General features: G+C 59.7%; 15 protein-coding genes. 3 read left to right on the top strand and 12 right to left on the bottom strand.

Translation table 11 applies throughout. From position 1 onward, the window contains the following. Positions 1 to 53: 53 nt before the first annotated feature. From AOA59_RS07190 to AOA59_RS07180, 3 genes are read right to left on the bottom strand one after another with little or no spacing between them, the layout of a single operon-like run. The gene (locus AOA59_RS07190) at positions 54 to 1400 is read right to left on the bottom strand and encodes an ATP-binding protein (RefSeq protein WP_065929327.1); all 1347 of its coding nucleotides are present in this window, start codon (positions 1398 to 1400) and stop codon (positions 54 to 56) included. After that, complete coding sequence (locus AOA59_RS07185; RefSeq protein WP_017138377.1) at positions 1397 to 2074, bottom strand: response regulator; 678 nt, start codon at positions 2072 to 2074, stop codon at positions 1397 to 1399. The genes AOA59_RS07190 and AOA59_RS07185 overlap by 4 nt, the downstream gene beginning before the upstream one ends. 18 nt (positions 2075 to 2092) lie before the next feature. Further along, entirely contained in the window at positions 2093 to 2401 is a 309-nt protein-coding gene (locus tag AOA59_RS07180; RefSeq protein WP_065929328.1) for a hypothetical protein, read from the bottom strand. Between the two features lie 138 nt (positions 2402 to 2539). Between AOA59_RS07180 and AOA59_RS07175 the strand changes: the two genes are divergently transcribed. Continuing rightward, a complete protein-coding gene (locus AOA59_RS07175; RefSeq protein WP_065929329.1) occupies positions 2540 to 3256 on the top strand; it encodes a 4'-phosphopantetheinyl transferase in 717 nt (238 codons plus the stop codon). A gap of 89 nt (positions 3257 to 3345) precedes the next feature. On the opposite strand, the gene AOA59_RS07170 is transcribed toward AOA59_RS07175, so the two are convergent. Both AOA59_RS07170 and AOA59_RS07165 read right to left on the bottom strand, forming a co-directional pair. Further along, entirely contained in the window at positions 3346 to 4956 is a 1611-nt protein-coding gene (locus AOA59_RS07170) for an ATP-binding protein (protein ID WP_099486610.1), read from the bottom strand. Continuing rightward, entirely contained in the window at positions 4953 to 5678 is a 726-nt protein-coding gene (locus tag AOA59_RS07165) for a response regulator (protein WP_065929331.1), read from the bottom strand. Before AOA59_RS07165 ends, AOA59_RS07170 begins: the two co-directional genes overlap by 4 nt. A 719-nt stretch (positions 5679 to 6397) precedes the next feature. Between AOA59_RS07165 and AOA59_RS07160 the strand changes: the two genes are divergently transcribed. Continuing rightward, positions 6398 to 9292 (top strand): ribonucleoside-diphosphate reductase subunit alpha, encoded by a 2895-nt coding sequence (locus AOA59_RS07160; RefSeq protein WP_065929332.1) that lies wholly within the window; start codon positions 6398 to 6400, stop codon positions 9290 to 9292. A 73-nt stretch (positions 9293 to 9365) separates the two neighbouring features. On the opposite strand, the gene AOA59_RS07155 is transcribed toward AOA59_RS07160, so the two are convergent. The 5 genes from AOA59_RS07155 to flgB all read right to left on the bottom strand — a co-directional run bounded on the left by AOA59_RS07155 (position 9366) and on the right by flgB (position 13645). Beyond that, positions 9366 to 10466 (bottom strand): hypothetical protein, encoded by a 1101-nt coding sequence (locus AOA59_RS07155; RefSeq protein WP_371919060.1) that lies wholly within the window; start codon positions 10464 to 10466, stop codon positions 9366 to 9368. Between the two features lie 225 nt (positions 10467 to 10691). Beyond that, complete coding sequence (gene flgE / locus AOA59_RS07150; protein WP_056861661.1) at positions 10692 to 12002, bottom strand: flagellar hook protein FlgE; 1311 nt, start codon at positions 12000 to 12002, stop codon at positions 10692 to 10694. Between the two features lie 31 nt (positions 12003 to 12033). Continuing rightward, a complete protein-coding gene (flgD, locus tag AOA59_RS07145) occupies positions 12034 to 12765 on the bottom strand; it encodes a flagellar hook assembly protein FlgD (RefSeq protein ID WP_065929334.1) in 732 nt (243 codons plus the stop codon). A gap of 16 nt (positions 12766 to 12781) precedes the next feature. Next, entirely contained in the window at positions 12782 to 13234 is a 453-nt protein-coding gene (flgC, locus tag AOA59_RS07140) for a flagellar basal body rod protein FlgC (RefSeq protein WP_017138385.1), read from the bottom strand. A gap of 3 nt (positions 13235 to 13237) precedes the next feature. Further along, on the bottom strand, positions 13238 to 13645 hold the full coding sequence (flgB, locus tag AOA59_RS07135) for a flagellar basal body rod protein FlgB (RefSeq protein ID WP_003214246.1): 408 nt from the start codon (positions 13643 to 13645) through the stop codon (positions 13238 to 13240). A 325-nt stretch (positions 13646 to 13970) separates the two neighbouring features. Between flgB and AOA59_RS07130 the strand changes: the two genes are divergently transcribed. After that, positions 13971 to 14753, top strand: a complete 783-nt coding sequence (locus AOA59_RS07130; RefSeq protein ID WP_099486609.1) for a hypothetical protein — start codon at positions 13971 to 13973, stop codon at positions 14751 to 14753. 88 nt (positions 14754 to 14841) lie between these two features. Here AOA59_RS07130 and cheR read toward each other — a convergent pair whose 3' ends face one another. Together cheR and AOA59_RS07120 are read right to left on the bottom strand one after the other, a co-directional pair. Next, positions 14842 to 15669, bottom strand: a complete 828-nt coding sequence (cheR, locus tag AOA59_RS07125) for a protein-glutamate O-methyltransferase CheR (RefSeq protein ID WP_099486607.1) — start codon at positions 15667 to 15669, stop codon at positions 14842 to 14844. A 44-nt stretch (positions 15670 to 15713) separates the two neighbouring features. Continuing rightward, positions 15714 to 16646 (bottom strand): chemotaxis protein CheV, encoded by a 933-nt coding sequence (locus AOA59_RS07120; RefSeq protein WP_017138388.1) that lies wholly within the window; start codon positions 16644 to 16646, stop codon positions 15714 to 15716. Positions 16647 to 16662: the final 16 nt, after the last annotated feature.

The following is a 16662-nucleotide window of genomic DNA, read 5'->3' as shown; positions in this document are numbered from 1 at the left end:
CAAAGAGGTGGGAGCTGGCTTGCCTGCGATGGGGCCAGTAAGGGCAACAAGGATCAAGCCGCCGGAAAGTGAATCTTGAACGCCGCGCCACCCAACGGCGAATCCCCAAGGGTCAGCCGCGCGCTGTAGCTTTCAATGATGTCCTTGACCACCGCCAAGCCGATACCCTGCCCCGGATGCTGACGGTCCAGCCGCTCGCCCCTTTGCAGAATCCGCGCACGCTGATCGGGCGGCACGCCAGGGCCGTCATCTTCGATGCACAGCTCAGTGCCTTCAAGGTTCTCCGTCAGGCTGATGCGCACTTCACTCAGGCACAGGCGATAAGCGTTTTCCAGCAGGTTGCCGAGCATTTCAAGCAGTGCGCCCTTCTCGATCGGCACATCACACTCGGGCGGCAACTCAAGGGTCACGGTCACGCGTTTGTCGCGGTAAACCTTGTCCAGCGTGTCACACAGGCTTTGCAACACCGGTTCCAGGCGCACCTGGTGACGCACCAGGCCACTTTTACGCAGGCTGGCGCGCTGCAATTGGTAGCCGATCTGCTGGCTCATGCGTTCGATCTGCGATTGCAGCACCCAGGCCTGACCGCGCTCTTCCGGGCGCTGGGCCATGTCCTCACTCACGCCCTGCAACACCGCCAGCGGGGTTTTCAGGCTGTGGGCCAGGTCGTCGAGGGAGTCGCGGTAGCGCGCGCGCTGCTCGCGCTCGCTGTGCAGCAAACGGTTGAGCGAGCCGGTCAGGCGCAGCAGTTCGCGCGGGTGTTCTTCGGTGAGGCTTTCGCGGGTGCCGCCTTCGATCTGGTCAAGTTCCTGACTCAAGCGTCGCAAGGCTTGCAGGCCCCAGGTCAGGCCCAGCCACAACAGCGTCAGCAATACCAGCAAGGCCGCGCCGAAACCCAGGTAGAGGTTTTCCTGCAGGCCTTCGAGGGTCAGTTGGTATTCACGCACCGGTTGCAGCGCGACGATACTGAACGCCGCGCTCTTGCCGCCCAGCAGCTTGACCTCGACGTCATACACGAAGAACTCCTGGCCATTGGCTTCGCGAATCCGCGCAAATTCATTACCGCGCCCGTCGTAGCGCGGCTTGTAGTTGATGTTTTCTTCCTGGGTCGCCCGCGAGCGCCAGACCAGATGGCCTTCACGGTCGTAGATGTAACCGAGCAGGCGGCTGTCAGTGAGGTTGAAGCGTTCGTCCGGCAACTGCGCCGGCATCAACAGACGGTTGTTTTCGACCCGCGCGGCGGAAATCAGCGTAGTCACATCCGAGGCCAGGCGCTGCTCGATGGAATCCTGCAGCGCCAGGCTGAACGCGCCTTGCATGGCGGGCAACAAGCCCAGCATAAACAGCACGGCCAGGGTGGTGGCCGCGAGCATCAAGCGCACACGTAGCGAGCGAATCAACGGCAGCGCTCATTGAACAGGTAGCCCAGGCCACGCACGGTGTCGATCGGTTTGAACCCGGCCGGGCCTTCCAGCTTGCGGCGCAGGCGACCCACCAGCACTTCGATCACGTTCGGATCACGCTCGTCGTCATCGGGGTAGAGCTGTTCCATCAGGCGGTCCTTGGCGACCACTTGCTGATGATGGCGCATCAGGTATTCGAGAATCCGGTACTCGTAGGCCGTCAGCGCCAGCGGCTGCTCATCCAGCGAGGCTTGTTTGCGATTGAGGTCCAGCAGCAACGGCCCGGCGACGATGGTCGATTGGGTGAACCCGCTGGAGCGGCGCAGCAAGGCGTTCATCCGCGCCTCCAGTTCTTCGAACTGGAACGGCTTGACCACGTAATCGTCGGCACCGGCGGCCAGGCCTTCGACCTTGTCCTGCCAGTTGCCGCGCGCGGTGAGGATCAGGATAGGAAAGGTCTTGGCCTGGCTGCGCAGTTGGCGGATCAGGTCCAGGCCGCCCATGCCGGGCAGGCCCAGGTCGATAATCGCCAGGTCATGGTTGAATTGGCCGGTCTGGTACAGGGCTTCCTCGGCATTGGCCACGGCTTCGACCACATGGCCGCTGTCGGTCAGGCGGGTGAACAGGTGATGGCGCAGCAGCGCCTCATCTTCCACGACCAGCAATTTCATAAGGCTCTCCAAGGCGATTCAACTGTCCGACAGGGGGATATCATAGCGGCCCTGCAAGTCTTGCGGGCGCAGTTTAATGCCATTGTATTGGCCCGTCAGGTGTTCGTAGCCGGTACGGTAGGCAGGTTGCGGCGTGGTCATGCCCAAAGATTGGCCCCAAGGCGCGGCCTGGCCGCCTACCTCTTCGAGGCTCACACGTTGGATCAGGTTGCTGGATTTCCTGGTTTTCTCGCTGCCGAACCCGGCAAAAGCACCGTCCGAAGCCTGAACCCCAGCAGTGGCACCGAGCATGCTTAAGGCCAGAATCAGCTTTTTGATCGCAGTCATTGGGCTTACCTCTACGCGTTTTGGCTGTTAAAGCCAGACTACGCAGGCGCCCCTGAACTCCCCCTGAACGGGCTCTGAACCTGGCCTGAACCGCTGCGGGCTATGCACTGGCGTACCAACTGACGCAAAATACAGCGCATGACGCCTCTACCCGCTTGCTGCACCCCACTCGATGCCCATTGGCCACTGCCCATCCCGCTGCCGGGCACGGTGTTCTTGAGCACGCGATTCGACCCGGCCTTGTTGCTCGCCGATGACTTCCAGCGCAGCGCGGTGCCGCCGCCGGCCAGCATCCAGCGCTCGGTGGCCAAACGCCAGGCGGAGTTCCTCGCCGGTCGCCTGTGCGCCCGTGCAGCGCTGCAACAGCTTGACCAACTGGATTGCGTGCCGGCCATCGGTGATGACCGTGCGCCGGTGTGGCCTGGGCATATCAGCGGCTCCATCACCCACAGCACCGGGCATGCAGCGGCCATTGTCGGGCACAAGGCGCAATGGCGCGGGCTGGGGATGGACCTGGAGAACCTGCTGTCATTGGAGCGGGCGGAGCGTTTGGCTGGGGAAATTCTGACGCCCGACGAATTGCAGCGCATGGCACTGGGGCCACGCGAGCAGGTTGCCTTGCTGGTGACGCTGACGTTTTCGGTCAAGGAGAGCCTGTTCAAAGCGCTGTATCCGATTGTGCAAAAGCGTTTCTACTTTGAGCATGCCGAAGTGCTTGAGTGGTCGCAGGCTGGGCGCGTGCGGTTGCGGTTGCTGACGGACCTGTCTGCTGAATGGTGTTATGGCAAGGAGTTGGAGGGGCAGTTTGCGGTGGAGGGGGAGCAGTTGTTGAGTCTGGTGGCGGTCGGCGCCTGATAGATCGCTATCGCGGGCAAGCCCGGCTCCCACCTTAGGTTTGCGAATGCATTCAAAATGTGGGAGCTGGCTTGCCTGCGATGGCGGTCTTAAGTCTTGTCCTGATCCCTGGGCCAACTCAAACTGAAACACGCCCCACCCAGGTTGTTGCTCTTGCTGATCAACGCCCGCCCGCCGTGCCAATAGATAATCCGCCGCACGATCGACAAACCCAGACCATGCCCGCCTGAAGCTCGCGTGCGACTGTCGTCCAGACGCAAAAAGGGCGTGAAGATCCGCTCCCAGGCGCTTTCCGGCACGCCCGGTCCGTCATCTTCCACATCGATGCGGCAGCGCACCTGACCCACTTGATAACTGATCAATACCTGGCTTTGGGCATGGCGCATGGCATTGCTCACCAAATTTTGCAGGGCGCGGTGCAGGTAGCGCGGTTCGGCGTCGACCCAGGCGTCATCCCAATGTGCCGAGGACAGGCAGATGCCACGGGCGACACTGACCTGCGGGCGCAGTGGCGATAATTCGCCGATCACCTGATCGAGCAAGGCATTAAGGTCGACCCGCTGGAAATTCAGCTCCGGCGCGCCTTGCTCCAGGCGGGCGTAGGTGAGCATCTCGTCGACCAGGCCGTCGAGGTCCTGGATATCGCTGTCCATGCCTTCCATATATTTACGCCGCGCCTCTGGGGTGGCGGCGTCGCCGATCATCTCCAGGCCAAAGCGCAGGCGCGCCACCGGAGTGCGCAACTCGTGGGAGACCGCGCGCACCAGCTCGCGCTGGATCGCCAGCAATTGCTGCAAGTGCTCGGCCATGCCATTAAAGGCGGCGGCCAAACGCCCTACCGAATCGGCGCCACGGGCCGGCACACGCACTTCCAGGTTGCCTTTGGCGATGCGCGTGGCCGCTGCTTCCAGGCCTTTGAGGCGCCGTTCGAGCTGACGCACCAAGAGGTACACGATCAACCCGATGAGCGTGAGGCTGATCAACGCGATCAGGATCAGCCACTGCGGCGGGGACGGGGTCATTTGATACAGCGGGCCGATTTCCAGCACCCACGGCGTGCCGACCATGCCGGCGAATACGCGGATGGAATCGCCGCCCTTGCCCAGGGCCATCACCGTATCGCCTTCCGCGACGCGGCGGCGCTGGTCGTCATCCATATCCGCCTGATCCAGCGTCATCAGGTGCATCTCAAAGCCAAAACCCTTGGCCTCTTTTATGTCCGCCAGGCGTTGCGGCTGCTCGGCCACCGGGAAGCGCACCAGTTCGTCAGCCAGCAGGTAAATCGTCGCACGCGCCAGCTGCTCGCTGATCTGCTGCACTTCACCCGTGAGCACAAGCTGCGACTGTTCGCTGACCAGGCGCAGCACGCGCGCGGCATGCGGGCCGGTCTGCTCCACCAGCACCTGGCCACGTTGCAGGCGATTGCGCTGGGTCAGGTCCAACTGGGCGTCCGCCAAGGGACGCAGTTCCAGGGGAATGCCGAGCAAGCGCTCCCACACCGCCAGGGCGCGCTGGCGCTCTATCGCGCTCATCGGTTGCAGGTTGTCGCCCATCAGCGCGAAGGTGCCGTGGGCCAGACGCTCACGGTACTGGCCGCTGCGCACTTCATTGAGCAGGTGCAGGGCCAGCACGCCGAGCAACGCCACCAGGACCAGCGCCGCGCACATGCCGCCGTAGATGCGCAGGAAGATCGAGTTCACAGCGGCATGTCGGCGGCAGCTTCGGGGACGAACAAGTAGCCTTTGCTGCGAATGGTCTTGATCAGCCGCGGGTGAATCGGGTCGTCGCCGATCTTGGGCCGAATACGCGAGATGCGCACGTCGATGGAGCGGTCCTGGCCGTCGTAGCCAATCCCGCGCAAGGCAATAAAGATTTCTTCGCGGGACAGGATGCGCCCGGCATTCGCCACCAGCAGCCACAAGAGGTCGAACTCGGCGCTGGTCAGCTCGATGCTGCCCTCGTGCAGCCAGGCTTCGCGCAGGGCGTTGTCCACCACCAGCGGGCCGAACTGCAGGCGCCGCTGGTTTTCCACGGCGGCGGGTATTGCCGGCTCGCTGCGCCGCAACAACGCCTGGATTCGCGCCAGCAACAAGCGCGGGCGCACGGGTTTGCACACATAGTCGTCGGCGCCCATGTCCAGGCCCTGCACCTGGTCCATATCGTCGGTGCGCGCGGTAAGCATCAGGATCACCCCGTCGTAGCGCTCGCGGACCTTGCGGCAGATGCTCAGGCCGTCCTCGCCGGGCAGCATCAGGTCGAGGATCACCAGGTCCGGTTGTTCGGCGATGATGCGCGCCGCCGCCTGGGCACCATCACTCTCCACGGACACCTGCAAGCCGTTGCTCTCCAGGTAATCACGGGTCAACTCGGCCAATCGTTCGTCGTCTTCGACGATCAATATTTGCCAGGCTTCTTGCTCCATGCGCTACCTCGCTTCTCATTATTGTCATGTGCGGGAAACACAATGTGGCCTCTCTCTATAGGGGCCGATTGTAGCCATGGGCCAGCCCTCCAGTACACGCCTGGAAATCCATTCGGTGATCGCGTTTTTTTGTGATAGGGTTCGCGCCCTCAAAAAACCAACAGACGGTTTTTGCCTTGGAATATTCGGTGACAAACGGCGTAATCCAGCAGTACTGCGGCCTACACGGGCGTTCCACGTTTCATACACATTTTACCCACAGCGTTATCCACAGGTAGTGCGTTGCTAAGCCCCCCAAAACGCATTATCTTGTACCTCGGCGCTAAAAAAACCCTACATGTAGGGTTTTAAGCGAAAAACCAAACACAAATCAGACAAGAAACTCAAGCGCTTTCTTGCTCCTGTTTGGTTGAACCAAAGCCTTTTTTAAAAGCCCAAACCGCGCACGCGGATGGCAACCGTTTTCCCCGCCCAATTGGCAGAAAACGGTACGGGTGTTGCAGTGCTTGGAGCGAGCCACTGTCACCCGGCAGGAATACGGCCAAGGGCTCTTTGAAGCCCCGAACCGAAGACTTCGGCATGGAAGCGGCGCGATGAGCTCCCTTCCTCCTGTCCCGAAGTTGTTATGCCAGGCCCAGGCCTGTTGTAAATGCTTCAGGACGGAACGGTGGGCACCTTGATGGTGCCCAAATAAATATAGAATGTGGAGACAACCCCCCATGCAAACCGACACAACTCGCGAGAACCCGCAGGGCTCCGTGCCGCAGGCCGCCGATTCGAACCTGGATCTGTCCGCCACCGCACCTGGCCAACTGCGCGTGATCAAGCGTAACGGCACTGTCGTTCCTTACACCGATGACAAAATCACCGTCGCCATCACCAAAGCGTTTCTTGCAGTTGAAGGCGGCACCGCTGCTGCCTCGTCGCGCATCCATGACACCGTTGCCCGCCTGACCGAACAGGTTACCGCGACCTTCAAGCGTCGCATGCCGTCGGGCGGCACCATCCACATCGAAGAAATCCAGGACCAGGTTGAACTGGCCCTGATGCGTGCCGGCGAGCAGAAAGTGGCGCGCGACTACGTGATCTACCGTGACGCCCGCTCCAAGGAACGTGCCGTGCGCACCCCGGCTGAAGAAGCGGCCGTGCAAGCTCACCCGTCGATCCGCATTACCCTGGCCGACGGCAGCTTTGCTCCGCTGGACCTGGGCCGCCTGAACACCATCATCACCGAGGCCTGCGAAGGTCTGGAAGAAGTCGACGGTGACCTGATCCAGCGCGAAACCCTGAAGAACCTGTACGACGGCGTGGCCCTGACCGACGTCAACACCGCTCTGGTGATGACCGCCCGTACCCTGGTTGAACGTGAGCCGAACTACTCGTTCGTGACCGCGCGCCTGCTGATGGACACCCTGCGTGCCGAAGGCCTGGGCTTCCTGGGCGTGGCCGACAGCGCCACCCACCACGAGATGGCTGACCTGTACGCCAAGGCCCTGCCGGCCTACATCGCCAAGGGTATCGAATTCGAATTGCTGAACCCGATCCTGGCCACCTTCGACCTGGAAAAACTCGGCAAGGCGATCAACCACGAGCGCGACCAGCAGTTTACCTACCTGGGCCTGCAAACCCTGTACGACCGTTACTTCATCCACAAGGACGGTGTGCGCTTCGAACTGCCGCAAGTGTTCTTCATGCGCGTGGCCATGGGCCTGGCGATTGAAGAGAAGCACAAAGAAGACCGCGCCATCGAGTTCTACAACCTGTTGTCGTCCTTCGACTACATGTCGTCGACCCCAACCCTGTTCAACGCCGGCACCCTGCGTCCACAGCTGTCGAGTTGCTACCTGACCACCGTGCCGGATGACCTGTCGGGCATCTACCACGCGATCCACGACAACGCCATGTTGTCCAAATTCGCCGGCGGCCTGGGTAACGACTGGACGCCGGTGCGTGCACTGGGTTCTTACATCAAGGGCACCAACGGCAAATCCCAGGGCGTTGTACCGTTCCTGAAAGTGGTCAACGACACCGCCGTTGCGGTCAACCAGGGCGGCAAGCGCAAAGGCGCTGTGTGTGCGTACCTGGAAACCTGGCACATGGACATTGAAGAGTTCATCGAGCTGCGCAAGAACACCGGTGATGATCGTCGTCGTACCCACGACATGAACACCGCCAACTGGATCCCTGATCTGTTCATGAAGCGTGTCTTCGATGACGGCCCGTGGACCCTGTTCTCGCCATCCGAAGTGCCGGACCTGCACGACCTGACTGGCAAGGCCTTCGAAGAGCGTTACGAGTACTACGAAGCCCTGTCCCAGTACCCAGGCAAGATCAAGCTGTTCAAGACCATCCAGGCCAAAGACCTGTGGCGCAAAATGCTGTCCATGCTGTTTGAAACCGGCCACCCATGGCTGACCTTCAAAGACCCGTGCAACCTGCGCAGCCCGCAGCAGCACGTGGGCGTGGTCCACAGTTCGAACCTGTGCACAGAGATCACCTTGAACACCAACAAGGACGAGATCGCCGTTTGCAACCTGGGCTCGATCAACCTGCCGAACCACATCGTCAACGGCAAGCTGGACACCGCCAAGCTGGAACGCACCGTCAACACCGCCGTACGCATGCTCGATAACGTAATCGACATCAACTACTACTCGGTGCCACAGGCGCAGAACTCCAACTTCAAGCACCGTCCGGTCGGCCTGGGCATCATGGGCTTCCAGGACGCCTTGTACCTGCAGCACATTCCGTACGGTTCGGACGCTGCGGTCGAGTTCGCCGACAAGTCCATGGAAGCGGTCAGCTACTACGCGATCCAGGCTTCCTGCGACCTGGCCGACGAGCGCGGCGCCTACGAGACGTTCCAGGGTTCGCTGTGGTCCAAGGGCATCCTGCCGCTGGACTCACAACAGATCCTGATCGAGCAGCGCGGCCAGAAGTACATCGACGTTGACCTGAACGAAACTCTGGACTGGGCGCCGGTACGTGCCCGTGTGCAGAAAGGTATTCGTAACTCCAACATCATGGCCATCGCACCGACCGCAACCATCGCCAACATCACTGGCGTATCGCAGTCGATCGAACCGACTTACCAGAACCTGTACGTGAAATCGAACCTGTCGGGCGAATTCACCGTGATCAACCCGTACCTGGTTCGCGACCTCAAGGCCCGCGGTCTGTGGGACTCGGTCATGATCAACGACCTGAAGTACTACGACGGTTCGGTGCAGCAGATCGAGCGCATCCCGCAAGAACTCAAAGAGCTCTACGCGACGGCCTTCGAAGTGGACACCAAGTGGATCGTTGACGCCGCCAGCCGTCGTCAGAAGTGGATCGACCAGGCGCAGTCGCTGAACCTGTACATCGCCGGTGCCTCGGGCAAGAAGCTAGACGTGACCTACCGCATGGCCTGGTACCGTGGCCTGAAAACCACTTACTACCTCCGTGCCCTGGCCGCGACCAGCACCGAGAAGTCGACCATCAATACCGGTAAGCTCAACGCTGTTTCCAGCGGCAACCACGGTGATGATTCGGTGCTGGCTGCTCCAGCCGGCCCGGCGCCAGTGCCAAAGGCTTGCGCGATTGACGAGCCGGATTGCGAAGCTTGCCAATAAGCTGAGCGGTTGCTGAAAAGCCCGTTAACTCTTTTGGGTTAACGGGCTTTTTTATTGCAGCTTGTCTGTCACGCTATACAAATGCGTATGCCTCTCCCGGATTCTCCCTTCCAGGTCGACCACCTCGCCCGCCCCATAACTCTAAGCGGCCGCCAATAACTGCCATCGAATGGTGATCGTAGTTCACAACCCCCAACGCACCACGGGCAAGTTCGTCACTCGATGACTGCCTGTACAAGCCTTTGAGACCCAGACGATCCAGCCCCTCATTACGGTGTTCACCGTCATTCAAACTCACTAATGCATCACGGTAACTTCTTTTGGCGTTGTGATCGTTCCCATAACCAAACCCCTTATTACCTTCCATCTGCGCACGTTTGGCGCTGGCGGCGTACATAAAGTTGGCGTTGGTCATCATTTGCGGATCATTCCCCATGAACCGAGCCTGTTGCGCCGCCTGCGTTAATTCATTCCGGCTCAGATGGAGTTGAAACCCATCCTTCATCTGCACGTCCCATCCATCGCCTGCTGCTTTCACATCCCTGAACACGTCAGTAGCTTTCTTGCCAAACTTCATCATCGCGGCCTTTATGGCCGACACAGTGATGCAGTTTCCGTCTGGCCCCTGCCTGAAGCCACTCCAGATGTTGCCGAGTTCCCTGCCCATGCCAGGTTTTTCCCCGGGGTTGCTTTTGTCGGGCGTGTAGTTAGTGAATTGAGCTCCTTGAGTAAAGGGTTTGCTGCTCATGGACTCTACGGAGCCGAAATTACTGGGATTGACCGTGCCACCACCACCACCACCACCACCAACACCACCACCACCACCACCTGGTGACGGTTGAGGTGCTGGCGCAGGCGCTGGTGACGGCTCATCCGGGAACAGATCCGGAAACAGCTTCTTCAACAACGCGAGCAAATCGCTGGAGGCGTCCTTCTTCAACGCCTCAAGGATCTCCTTGAACTTCTCCTCCCCCAGCTCCTTGCGTTTTTTATTGAGCTTGTCCCGCAAGTCCTGGGCGGTTTGGTTTTTATTGCCCTTTTCGGCCTCATCCAACTGTTTGAGCATCTGGGCGATGGTTTTTTTATCGGCGTCTACGTCATCCTTTTTTTTCTCTGTACGGCTTACGTCCCACAGATTCTGCCCCGCCCCCGCGCCGCCCACGTCATAACGCACACCTGCGGCCCCATGGCCAGACATCGACGAATTCCACATACCAGCCCCCGTAAGATCCAATACCTTTAAGTCCGATAAGTGGAATGAAGGGCGTAGTCGGTTCCAGCAAAAGCATGTCGGGTCGTAATCGAGCGCAGGGTGGGAATTATTTCCAGCCAAATTGCACGCAAAAAAAAGCCCCTCGCGTGAGGGGCTTTCGTTCGCAGCAGTGTCAGGCCAACCGCATCAGGTCATCTGAATAATGGTCTGCATGATGGTGCTCTGGGTGGAGATGGTCTTGGCGTTCGCCTGGTAGTTGCTCTGGGCCTTGATCAGGTCCACCAGCTCGTTGGTCAGGTTGACGTTGGAGTTTTCCAGGGACTTGGACACGATCGACCCCAAGGTACCGGATTGCGGAGCGTCGTAACCCGGCTGGCCCGAGGCGAAGGTCTCTTTCCAGGTGGTGCCACCCGAGGGCTGCAGGCCCTGTTCATTGTTGAAGCTGGCCAGGGAGAGCTGGCCAATGGACTTGCTCTGCTGGTTGCTGAAAGTGGCGAACAGCACGCCGTTACCGTCGATGTTCAGGCCGGTGATCTGGCCGGTGGCGTAGCCATCGGTGACCGGAGGGTTACGGTAGGTGGCCGAGTTGTACTGGGTGATGTTGCCCATGTTGATGGCAATCCCGCCAGGGTTGGCATTCGCGCCGTTTTTGGTCCACACACCATTGGTCACGGTACCCGGCACCCAGCCGGTCAGCTGCAAGGTGGTGCTGGAGGTAGTGCCGGTCACAATCCCGGTGAGTTTGCCGGAGCCGTCAAAGCTCAACGTCGATGCCACCGGTGGCGTCGAGCCTGTGCCGGTAGGCGCCGAACCGTCAGGGTTACGGCCGTCGATCAGGGTGTAGGACTTCCAGGTGTTGGAGTCGGTTTTGACCAGGTACTGCACCATCGGGTGCGCGTTACCCTGCGTGTCATACAACGTGGTGTTGTACTGGGTGCTGAACGAGCTGGACTCGGTTGGATCGAACGGGTGGGCCGCCTGGTCGATCACCGGCGAGGAAGAGTTCAGGTTACTGGTGGAGTCCACTTTGGTGGACGCCTTGGGCGGCAGGTTCGACAGGTTCAATTGCAGGTCGGTCAGCGCGCCTTTGATGATGTTGCCATCGGCGTCCGCTGCGTAGCCTTGCAGGCGCGAGGTGCCGGTGTTGTTGGTGATAAAGCCGTCTTTGTCCGCACGGAAAGTGCCGCTGCGGGTGTATTCCAGCGAACCGTCACTGCCCTTCTGCACGAAGAAACCGCCGCCCTGGATCGCCATGTCCAGCAAGCCGCCGGTGTTGTTGACGTCACCCTGGGTGAACTGCTGAGACACTGCCGCCAGGTTCACGCCGCTGCCGACACTGTTCTGGCCGGTGCCCAGCTTGGACGCCGCGTAGATGTCGGAAAATTCCGCGCGGGACGCTTTGAAACCGGTGGTCGCAACGTTGGCAATGTTGTTGCCGGTCACGTCCAGTTGTTTGTTGGCCGCATAGAGGCCGCTAAGGCCGATGTTAAAAGACATGTTTCTCTCCTTCTGCCGTATTTAGCCGGCTCTATGTACCGATAGTCTGAATTTGCGACAGCTTGACGCTGCCCATGCCGCCTGCAAGGTTAAGCAGCATTTCGCCGCCGGTCTTGCTCAACGTCACGCTGGTGACCGTTGCCGGCAGCGACGTCAACAGGGCAACCGAGTCGCCTTTGTCATTCTTGGTGCTGGCCGCGAAGGTGTAAGTGCCGGCGGGGGCGACTTCGCCATTGTCGTTCTTGCCATCCCAGATAAAGCTTGAATCGCCGGCGCTTTGGGCGCCCATGTCGATGGTGCGCACCACATTGCCGTCTTTGTCGGTGATTTTCACCGAGACGTTGCCCGTCGCTGCCGTCACTGCTACCGAGCCGGTCATGCTTTTGCTGGTATCCACCATGGCCTTGTCGGTCTGGGTGATGATCGAACGCCCGACCAGCGACGACGCCTGCAGCGCTTGGGAAGAGCTGAAGTTGCTGGAGATCGCATTCACCGAGTCGTTCAGGGTGTTGATGCCTTCCAGGCTGCTGAATTGAGCCAACTGCGCCACGAAGGCGCCGTTGTCTTGAGGCGACAGCGGGTTCTGGTTTTTCAGCTGGGTCACCAGCAATTGCAGGAACGCGTCCTTGCCCAGCGCCTGGTTGCCCGTGGCCGCCTTGGCGGCACCTTCAAGGCCGCTGTTATCTGTAGCAGTCTTGACCTTGGAGTTGAACAGGTCCTGAACCGCCGAGTTGGGTGTAGAAGTGGTATCAACAATGGCCATTATTTGGCGCCCCTTATCACTGACCCAGGGTCAGGACCTTCTGCATCATGGTTTTGGCGGTGTTCATCATTTCCGCGTTGGTCTGAAACGAGCGGCTGGCGGAAATCATGTCGGCCATTTCCTCAACCACGTTGACGTTGGGGTAGTACACATAGCCCTTTTCGTTCGCGGCGGGGTGGTTCGGCTCGTAGCGGGCTTCCAGGTTGCTCTGGTCCTCAACCACGCCGAGCACCTGCACGCCTTGGCCGGCCGCATCCTGATTCTGGAACAGCGAATCACCGCTGCCGCTCTGGCCGGCCTGGCCACCCTGAAACATGGTGGCGAACACCGGGTGGCGGGCGCGGTAGGTCTGGTCAATGCTCGAAGACACGGTCTCGGCGTTGGCGATGTTACTGGCGACGGTGTTCAAACGCGTGGTCTGCGCGCTCATGCCACTGCCGGCAATATTGAAAACACTGGCGAGGGACATGGCTTACTCTCCGCGCAGGGCTGACATCAGCCCTTTGAATTTGCTGTTAAGCAGGGTGAAGCTGGCCTGAAAGTTCACCGAGTTCTCGGCGTAGGCCGATTGCTCCAGCTGGGCGTCGACGGTGTTCTGGTCGATCGATGGCTGCATCGGCGTGCGATACAGCAGCGACTCGTCCCCATTGCCCAGGCCTTGCGCTTCGATATGACGGCTGTTGGTCATGTTCAAGGCGAAGGTGCCGTTCTTGGTCTTGTCCTGCTGCGCGGCGAGCACGGCGGAAAAGTCCAAGTCCCGAGCCTTATAGTTCGGGGTGTCGGCGTTGGCAATGTTGTTGGCCAGGACTTCGGCACGCTGAGCGCGGAAGCCCAGGGCTTGTTCGTGGATACCGAGCGCTTTATCGAAGCTGATGCTCATGGCGGAAACCTTTAGGCTGACCTGCTTTTCGTATCTGGGTTATAGCAAGGCCCGTGCCAATTCGCTGCATGCCCGTAAATCAAGGGGTTGCGCGGGATTTGCCGGCGGCAATGCCAGAAAAGCGGCAATGGGCTTCCGCGTGGCGCCAGTAAAGCGGCAATGGCGGTTGCCGCTTTTACTGCCGGTGGCAAACGCTAAACAGGCTGCCCCTGCGCGCCGGCGGCTTTGACCGTTCGTCTGCACTGTCATTTCTGACAGTTGTCGCGCCTGCCCTTCTACGCGCCTTATCTCGCAACCCCCTACATGCGAAAAGCAGAGGCACAACATGCTGACTATTCCTCCCCTCCGATTCGTCCTGCAGGACAACGCGCTACCCATTCCAAACCTGCAGACCAAACTGCTGATCGGTAAAACAGTTGAAATGACTTGCGCCTTTGCCATCAAGACGGGTGATCTGATCGTCGCAAACGTGATCGGCGAAAACGGCAGAACGTACAACCTGAGCTATGAGGCAGAGGAAGACGAGGCCGAGCTCAACTTTCCGATACTCAAATCATTCATTACCCGTAAGTCAGGCACCAATGTGTTTTTATTGCTACGCATTCGGCGTGGCAGCCGCGACGTGTACTTTGCGCCGACGTCAACCGTGTCCATCGACGCAGGCGTTATTGTTGTGCCTCTGCCTGGCACAGTGTGGGATTTCGCCGATGGCACGTTCCAAGGCTGGGTAGCTCAGTCAGTTTATGCAGGCGGGGTGCTGCACGTCGTCAACGGCAGCGTGGTCGTTGACCTGCCCAGCAGCCAGGTAACCAGGGCCCACATCATCACTCGCCCCGTATCGGTCATCGCAGGGCGCACCTACGATTTCAGCTTTGATGTCTTTGGTGGTACACCCGCTGGAGATGGCTCGACGCTGTATCTGACGATTAACGGCAGCCGAATCGGTGCCAACGTACAAAACATAACCAACGCATCAACTCAAACCGGAACCGGGACATTTACCGCAGGCAGTACCGGCACTGTGCATTTGGGTATTTTCAACGAGACCATCCCCGGCAAGGACAATCTTCTCTTCCTGGGCAATATCCGAATGACACCCAGGCCCTAACCACCGCCCGTAAAAAAAACCGGCGCTCGGCGCACATAAAAACGGGAAGCCTTTGCGGGGCTTCCCGTTTTTTTTGCTCAAGCCACCGTCACTTGGCCTGATAAATGATGCCTGGGCTGCATTGCACCATCTGGTAATGGTCCGGTAGCCCGTTGAGCGCTTCGGACGCGCCAAGAAACAGGTAGCCCCCGCGCTTGAGCGTACCGTGAATGCGCAGCAGGATGTCCTTCTTCACCTCTGCCGAGAAGTAGATCAGCACATTGCGGCAGAACACCATGTCGAACTTGCCGAGGCTGGCATAGCTGTCGAGCAGGTTGAACGAGCGAAACTCCACACGGCTCTTGATCGGCGCCTTGACCGCCCAGCGCCCGGCCCCTTTGGGGTCGAAGAAGCGTTGCAGGCGCTCCTGGGACAAACCACGACCCAGGGCCAGGCTGTCGTACTCGCCGGTCTTGCAGTTGGTGAGCATGGTGCCGGACAAATCGGTGGCGACAATCTGCGCGCCGGCCTTCAAATGGCCCATGTTCGTGCGCTCGAACTCATCGATCGACATCGAGATCGAGTACGGTTCCTGCCCCGAAGAACAGGCGGCCGACCAGATGCGCAGGCGCTGGCCGGGGCTGGCCTTGATGGCCTCCGGCAGCACTTTGTTCTTGAGCACTTCAAAGGGGTAGGTATCACGAAACCACAAGGTTTCGTTGGTGGTCATGGCATCTACCACCATTTCCTTAAGCCCACTGCGCGGCTGGCCCTGGATGCGCTGCACCAACTCGCCCAGGGACTTGATGCCCTGCTGCTCCATCAGTTTGTTGAGACGGCTGGATACCAGGTACTGCTTGTTTTCACCGAGCAATATGCCACAGGCTTTTTCCAGGAAGACCCGGAACTGTTCGAAATCCAAATTACCCGTAGACAATGATACCGCCTCTTAAATCGTGTGACCGCCAGGAGGAAATCCCCCTAGCCGTGATCTGCTGCCTTGATCCGGTCGACTACCCGGGATGCCAGGTCATCAGGGCGGAATTTGGCCAGGAAGTCATCGGCACCGACCTTCTTGACCATCGCCTGATTGAATACGCCCGACAAGGAAGTATGCAGGATGATATGCAATTTTTGCATGCGTGGGTCGTTACGTATTTCGGCCGTGAGGGTGTAGCCGTCCATTTCCGGCATTTCAATGTCGGAGATCATCATCAGGAACTCTTCCTCCGGCTTCTTGCCTTCGTCCACCAGCTTGCGCAGGTAATCCAAGGCCTGGCGACCATCGTTCAAGGCCACCACTTCCACGCCGACGGTTTGCAGGCAACGGCTGACCTGCTTGCGCGCCACCGAGGAGTCGTCCACCGTCAGCACACGCAGTGACACTGCCTTGTGCGCGGTTTCGGCGTCTACCACGCCAACCGAAATGGTTTCCGAGGTGGGGGCGACTTCGGCGAGGATCTTTTCCACGTCGATGATTTCGACCAACTGGTTGTCGACCCGCGTCACCGCCGTGAGGTAGTGATCGCGCCCGGTGCCCTTGGGCGGCGGATGGATCTCCTCCCAGTTCATGTTGACGATGCGTTCCACCGAGCGCACCAGGAAACCCTGGGTCTTGGTGTTGTATTCGGTGATGATCACAAAGGGGCTTTCGCGGTCCTGCAACCCCGAAGAACCGGTGGCCATGGCCAGGTCGAGAATCGGAATGGTCGCGCCTCGGATATTCGCTACGCCGCAGACCACCGGACTGGATTTAGGCAATATGGTCAGCTTGGGGCACTGCAGCACTTCCCGCACTTTAAACACATTGATGCCGTACAGCTGCTTGCCGTCCAGGCGAAAAAGCAACAGTTCCAGGCGATTCTGCCCTACCAGCTGTGTGCGCTGGTTTACTGAGTCCATTACTCCTGCCATGCCTTGACTCCTACGC

Source organism: Pseudomonas sp. 2822-15 (genome assembly GCF_002742515.1).
Classification (GTDB): domain Bacteria; phylum Pseudomonadota; class Gammaproteobacteria; order Pseudomonadales; family Pseudomonadaceae; genus Aquipseudomonas; species Aquipseudomonas salomonii.
Note: the sequence above shows the minus strand (reverse complement) of the source record. Positions and strands in the feature narration are given on the sequence as shown.

Bases quoted from the DNA above. Each gene is read 5' to 3' on its own strand.
- AOA59_RS07175 (WP_065929329.1), top strand. From the start codon at position 2,540: ATGACGCCTCTACCCGCTTGCTGCACCCCACTCGATGCCCATTGGCCA.
- AOA59_RS07185 (WP_017138377.1), bottom strand. From the start codon at position 2,074: ATGAAATTGCTGGTCGTGGAAGATGAGGCGCTGCTGCGCCATCACCTG.
- AOA59_RS07165 (WP_065929331.1), bottom strand. From the start codon at position 5,678: ATGGAGCAAGAAGCCTGGCAAATATTGATCGTCGAAGACGACGAACGA.
- AOA59_RS07130 (WP_099486609.1), top strand. From the start codon at position 13,971: ATGCTGACTATTCCTCCCCTCCGATTCGTCCTGCAGGACAACGCGCTA.
- flgB (WP_003214246.1), bottom strand. From the start codon at position 13,645: ATGAGCATCAGCTTCGATAAAGCGCTCGGTATCCACGAACAAGCCCTG.
- AOA59_RS07120 (WP_017138388.1), bottom strand. From the start codon at position 16,646: ATGGCAGGAGTAATGGACTCAGTAAACCAGCGCACACAGCTGGTAGGG.
- flgD (WP_065929334.1), bottom strand. From the start codon at position 12,765: ATGGCCATTGTTGATACCACTTCTACACCCAACTCGGCGGTTCAGGAC.
- AOA59_RS07180 (WP_065929328.1), bottom strand. From the start codon at position 2,401: ATGACTGCGATCAAAAAGCTGATTCTGGCCTTAAGCATGCTCGGTGCC.
- flgC (WP_017138385.1), bottom strand. From the start codon at position 13,234: ATGTCCCTCGCCAGTGTTTTCAATATTGCCGGCAGTGGCATGAGCGCG.
- AOA59_RS07160 (WP_065929332.1), top strand. From the start codon at position 6,398: ATGCAAACCGACACAACTCGCGAGAACCCGCAGGGCTCCGTGCCGCAG.
- flgE (WP_056861661.1), bottom strand. From the start codon at position 12,002: ATGTCTTTTAACATCGGCCTTAGCGGCCTCTATGCGGCCAACAAACAA.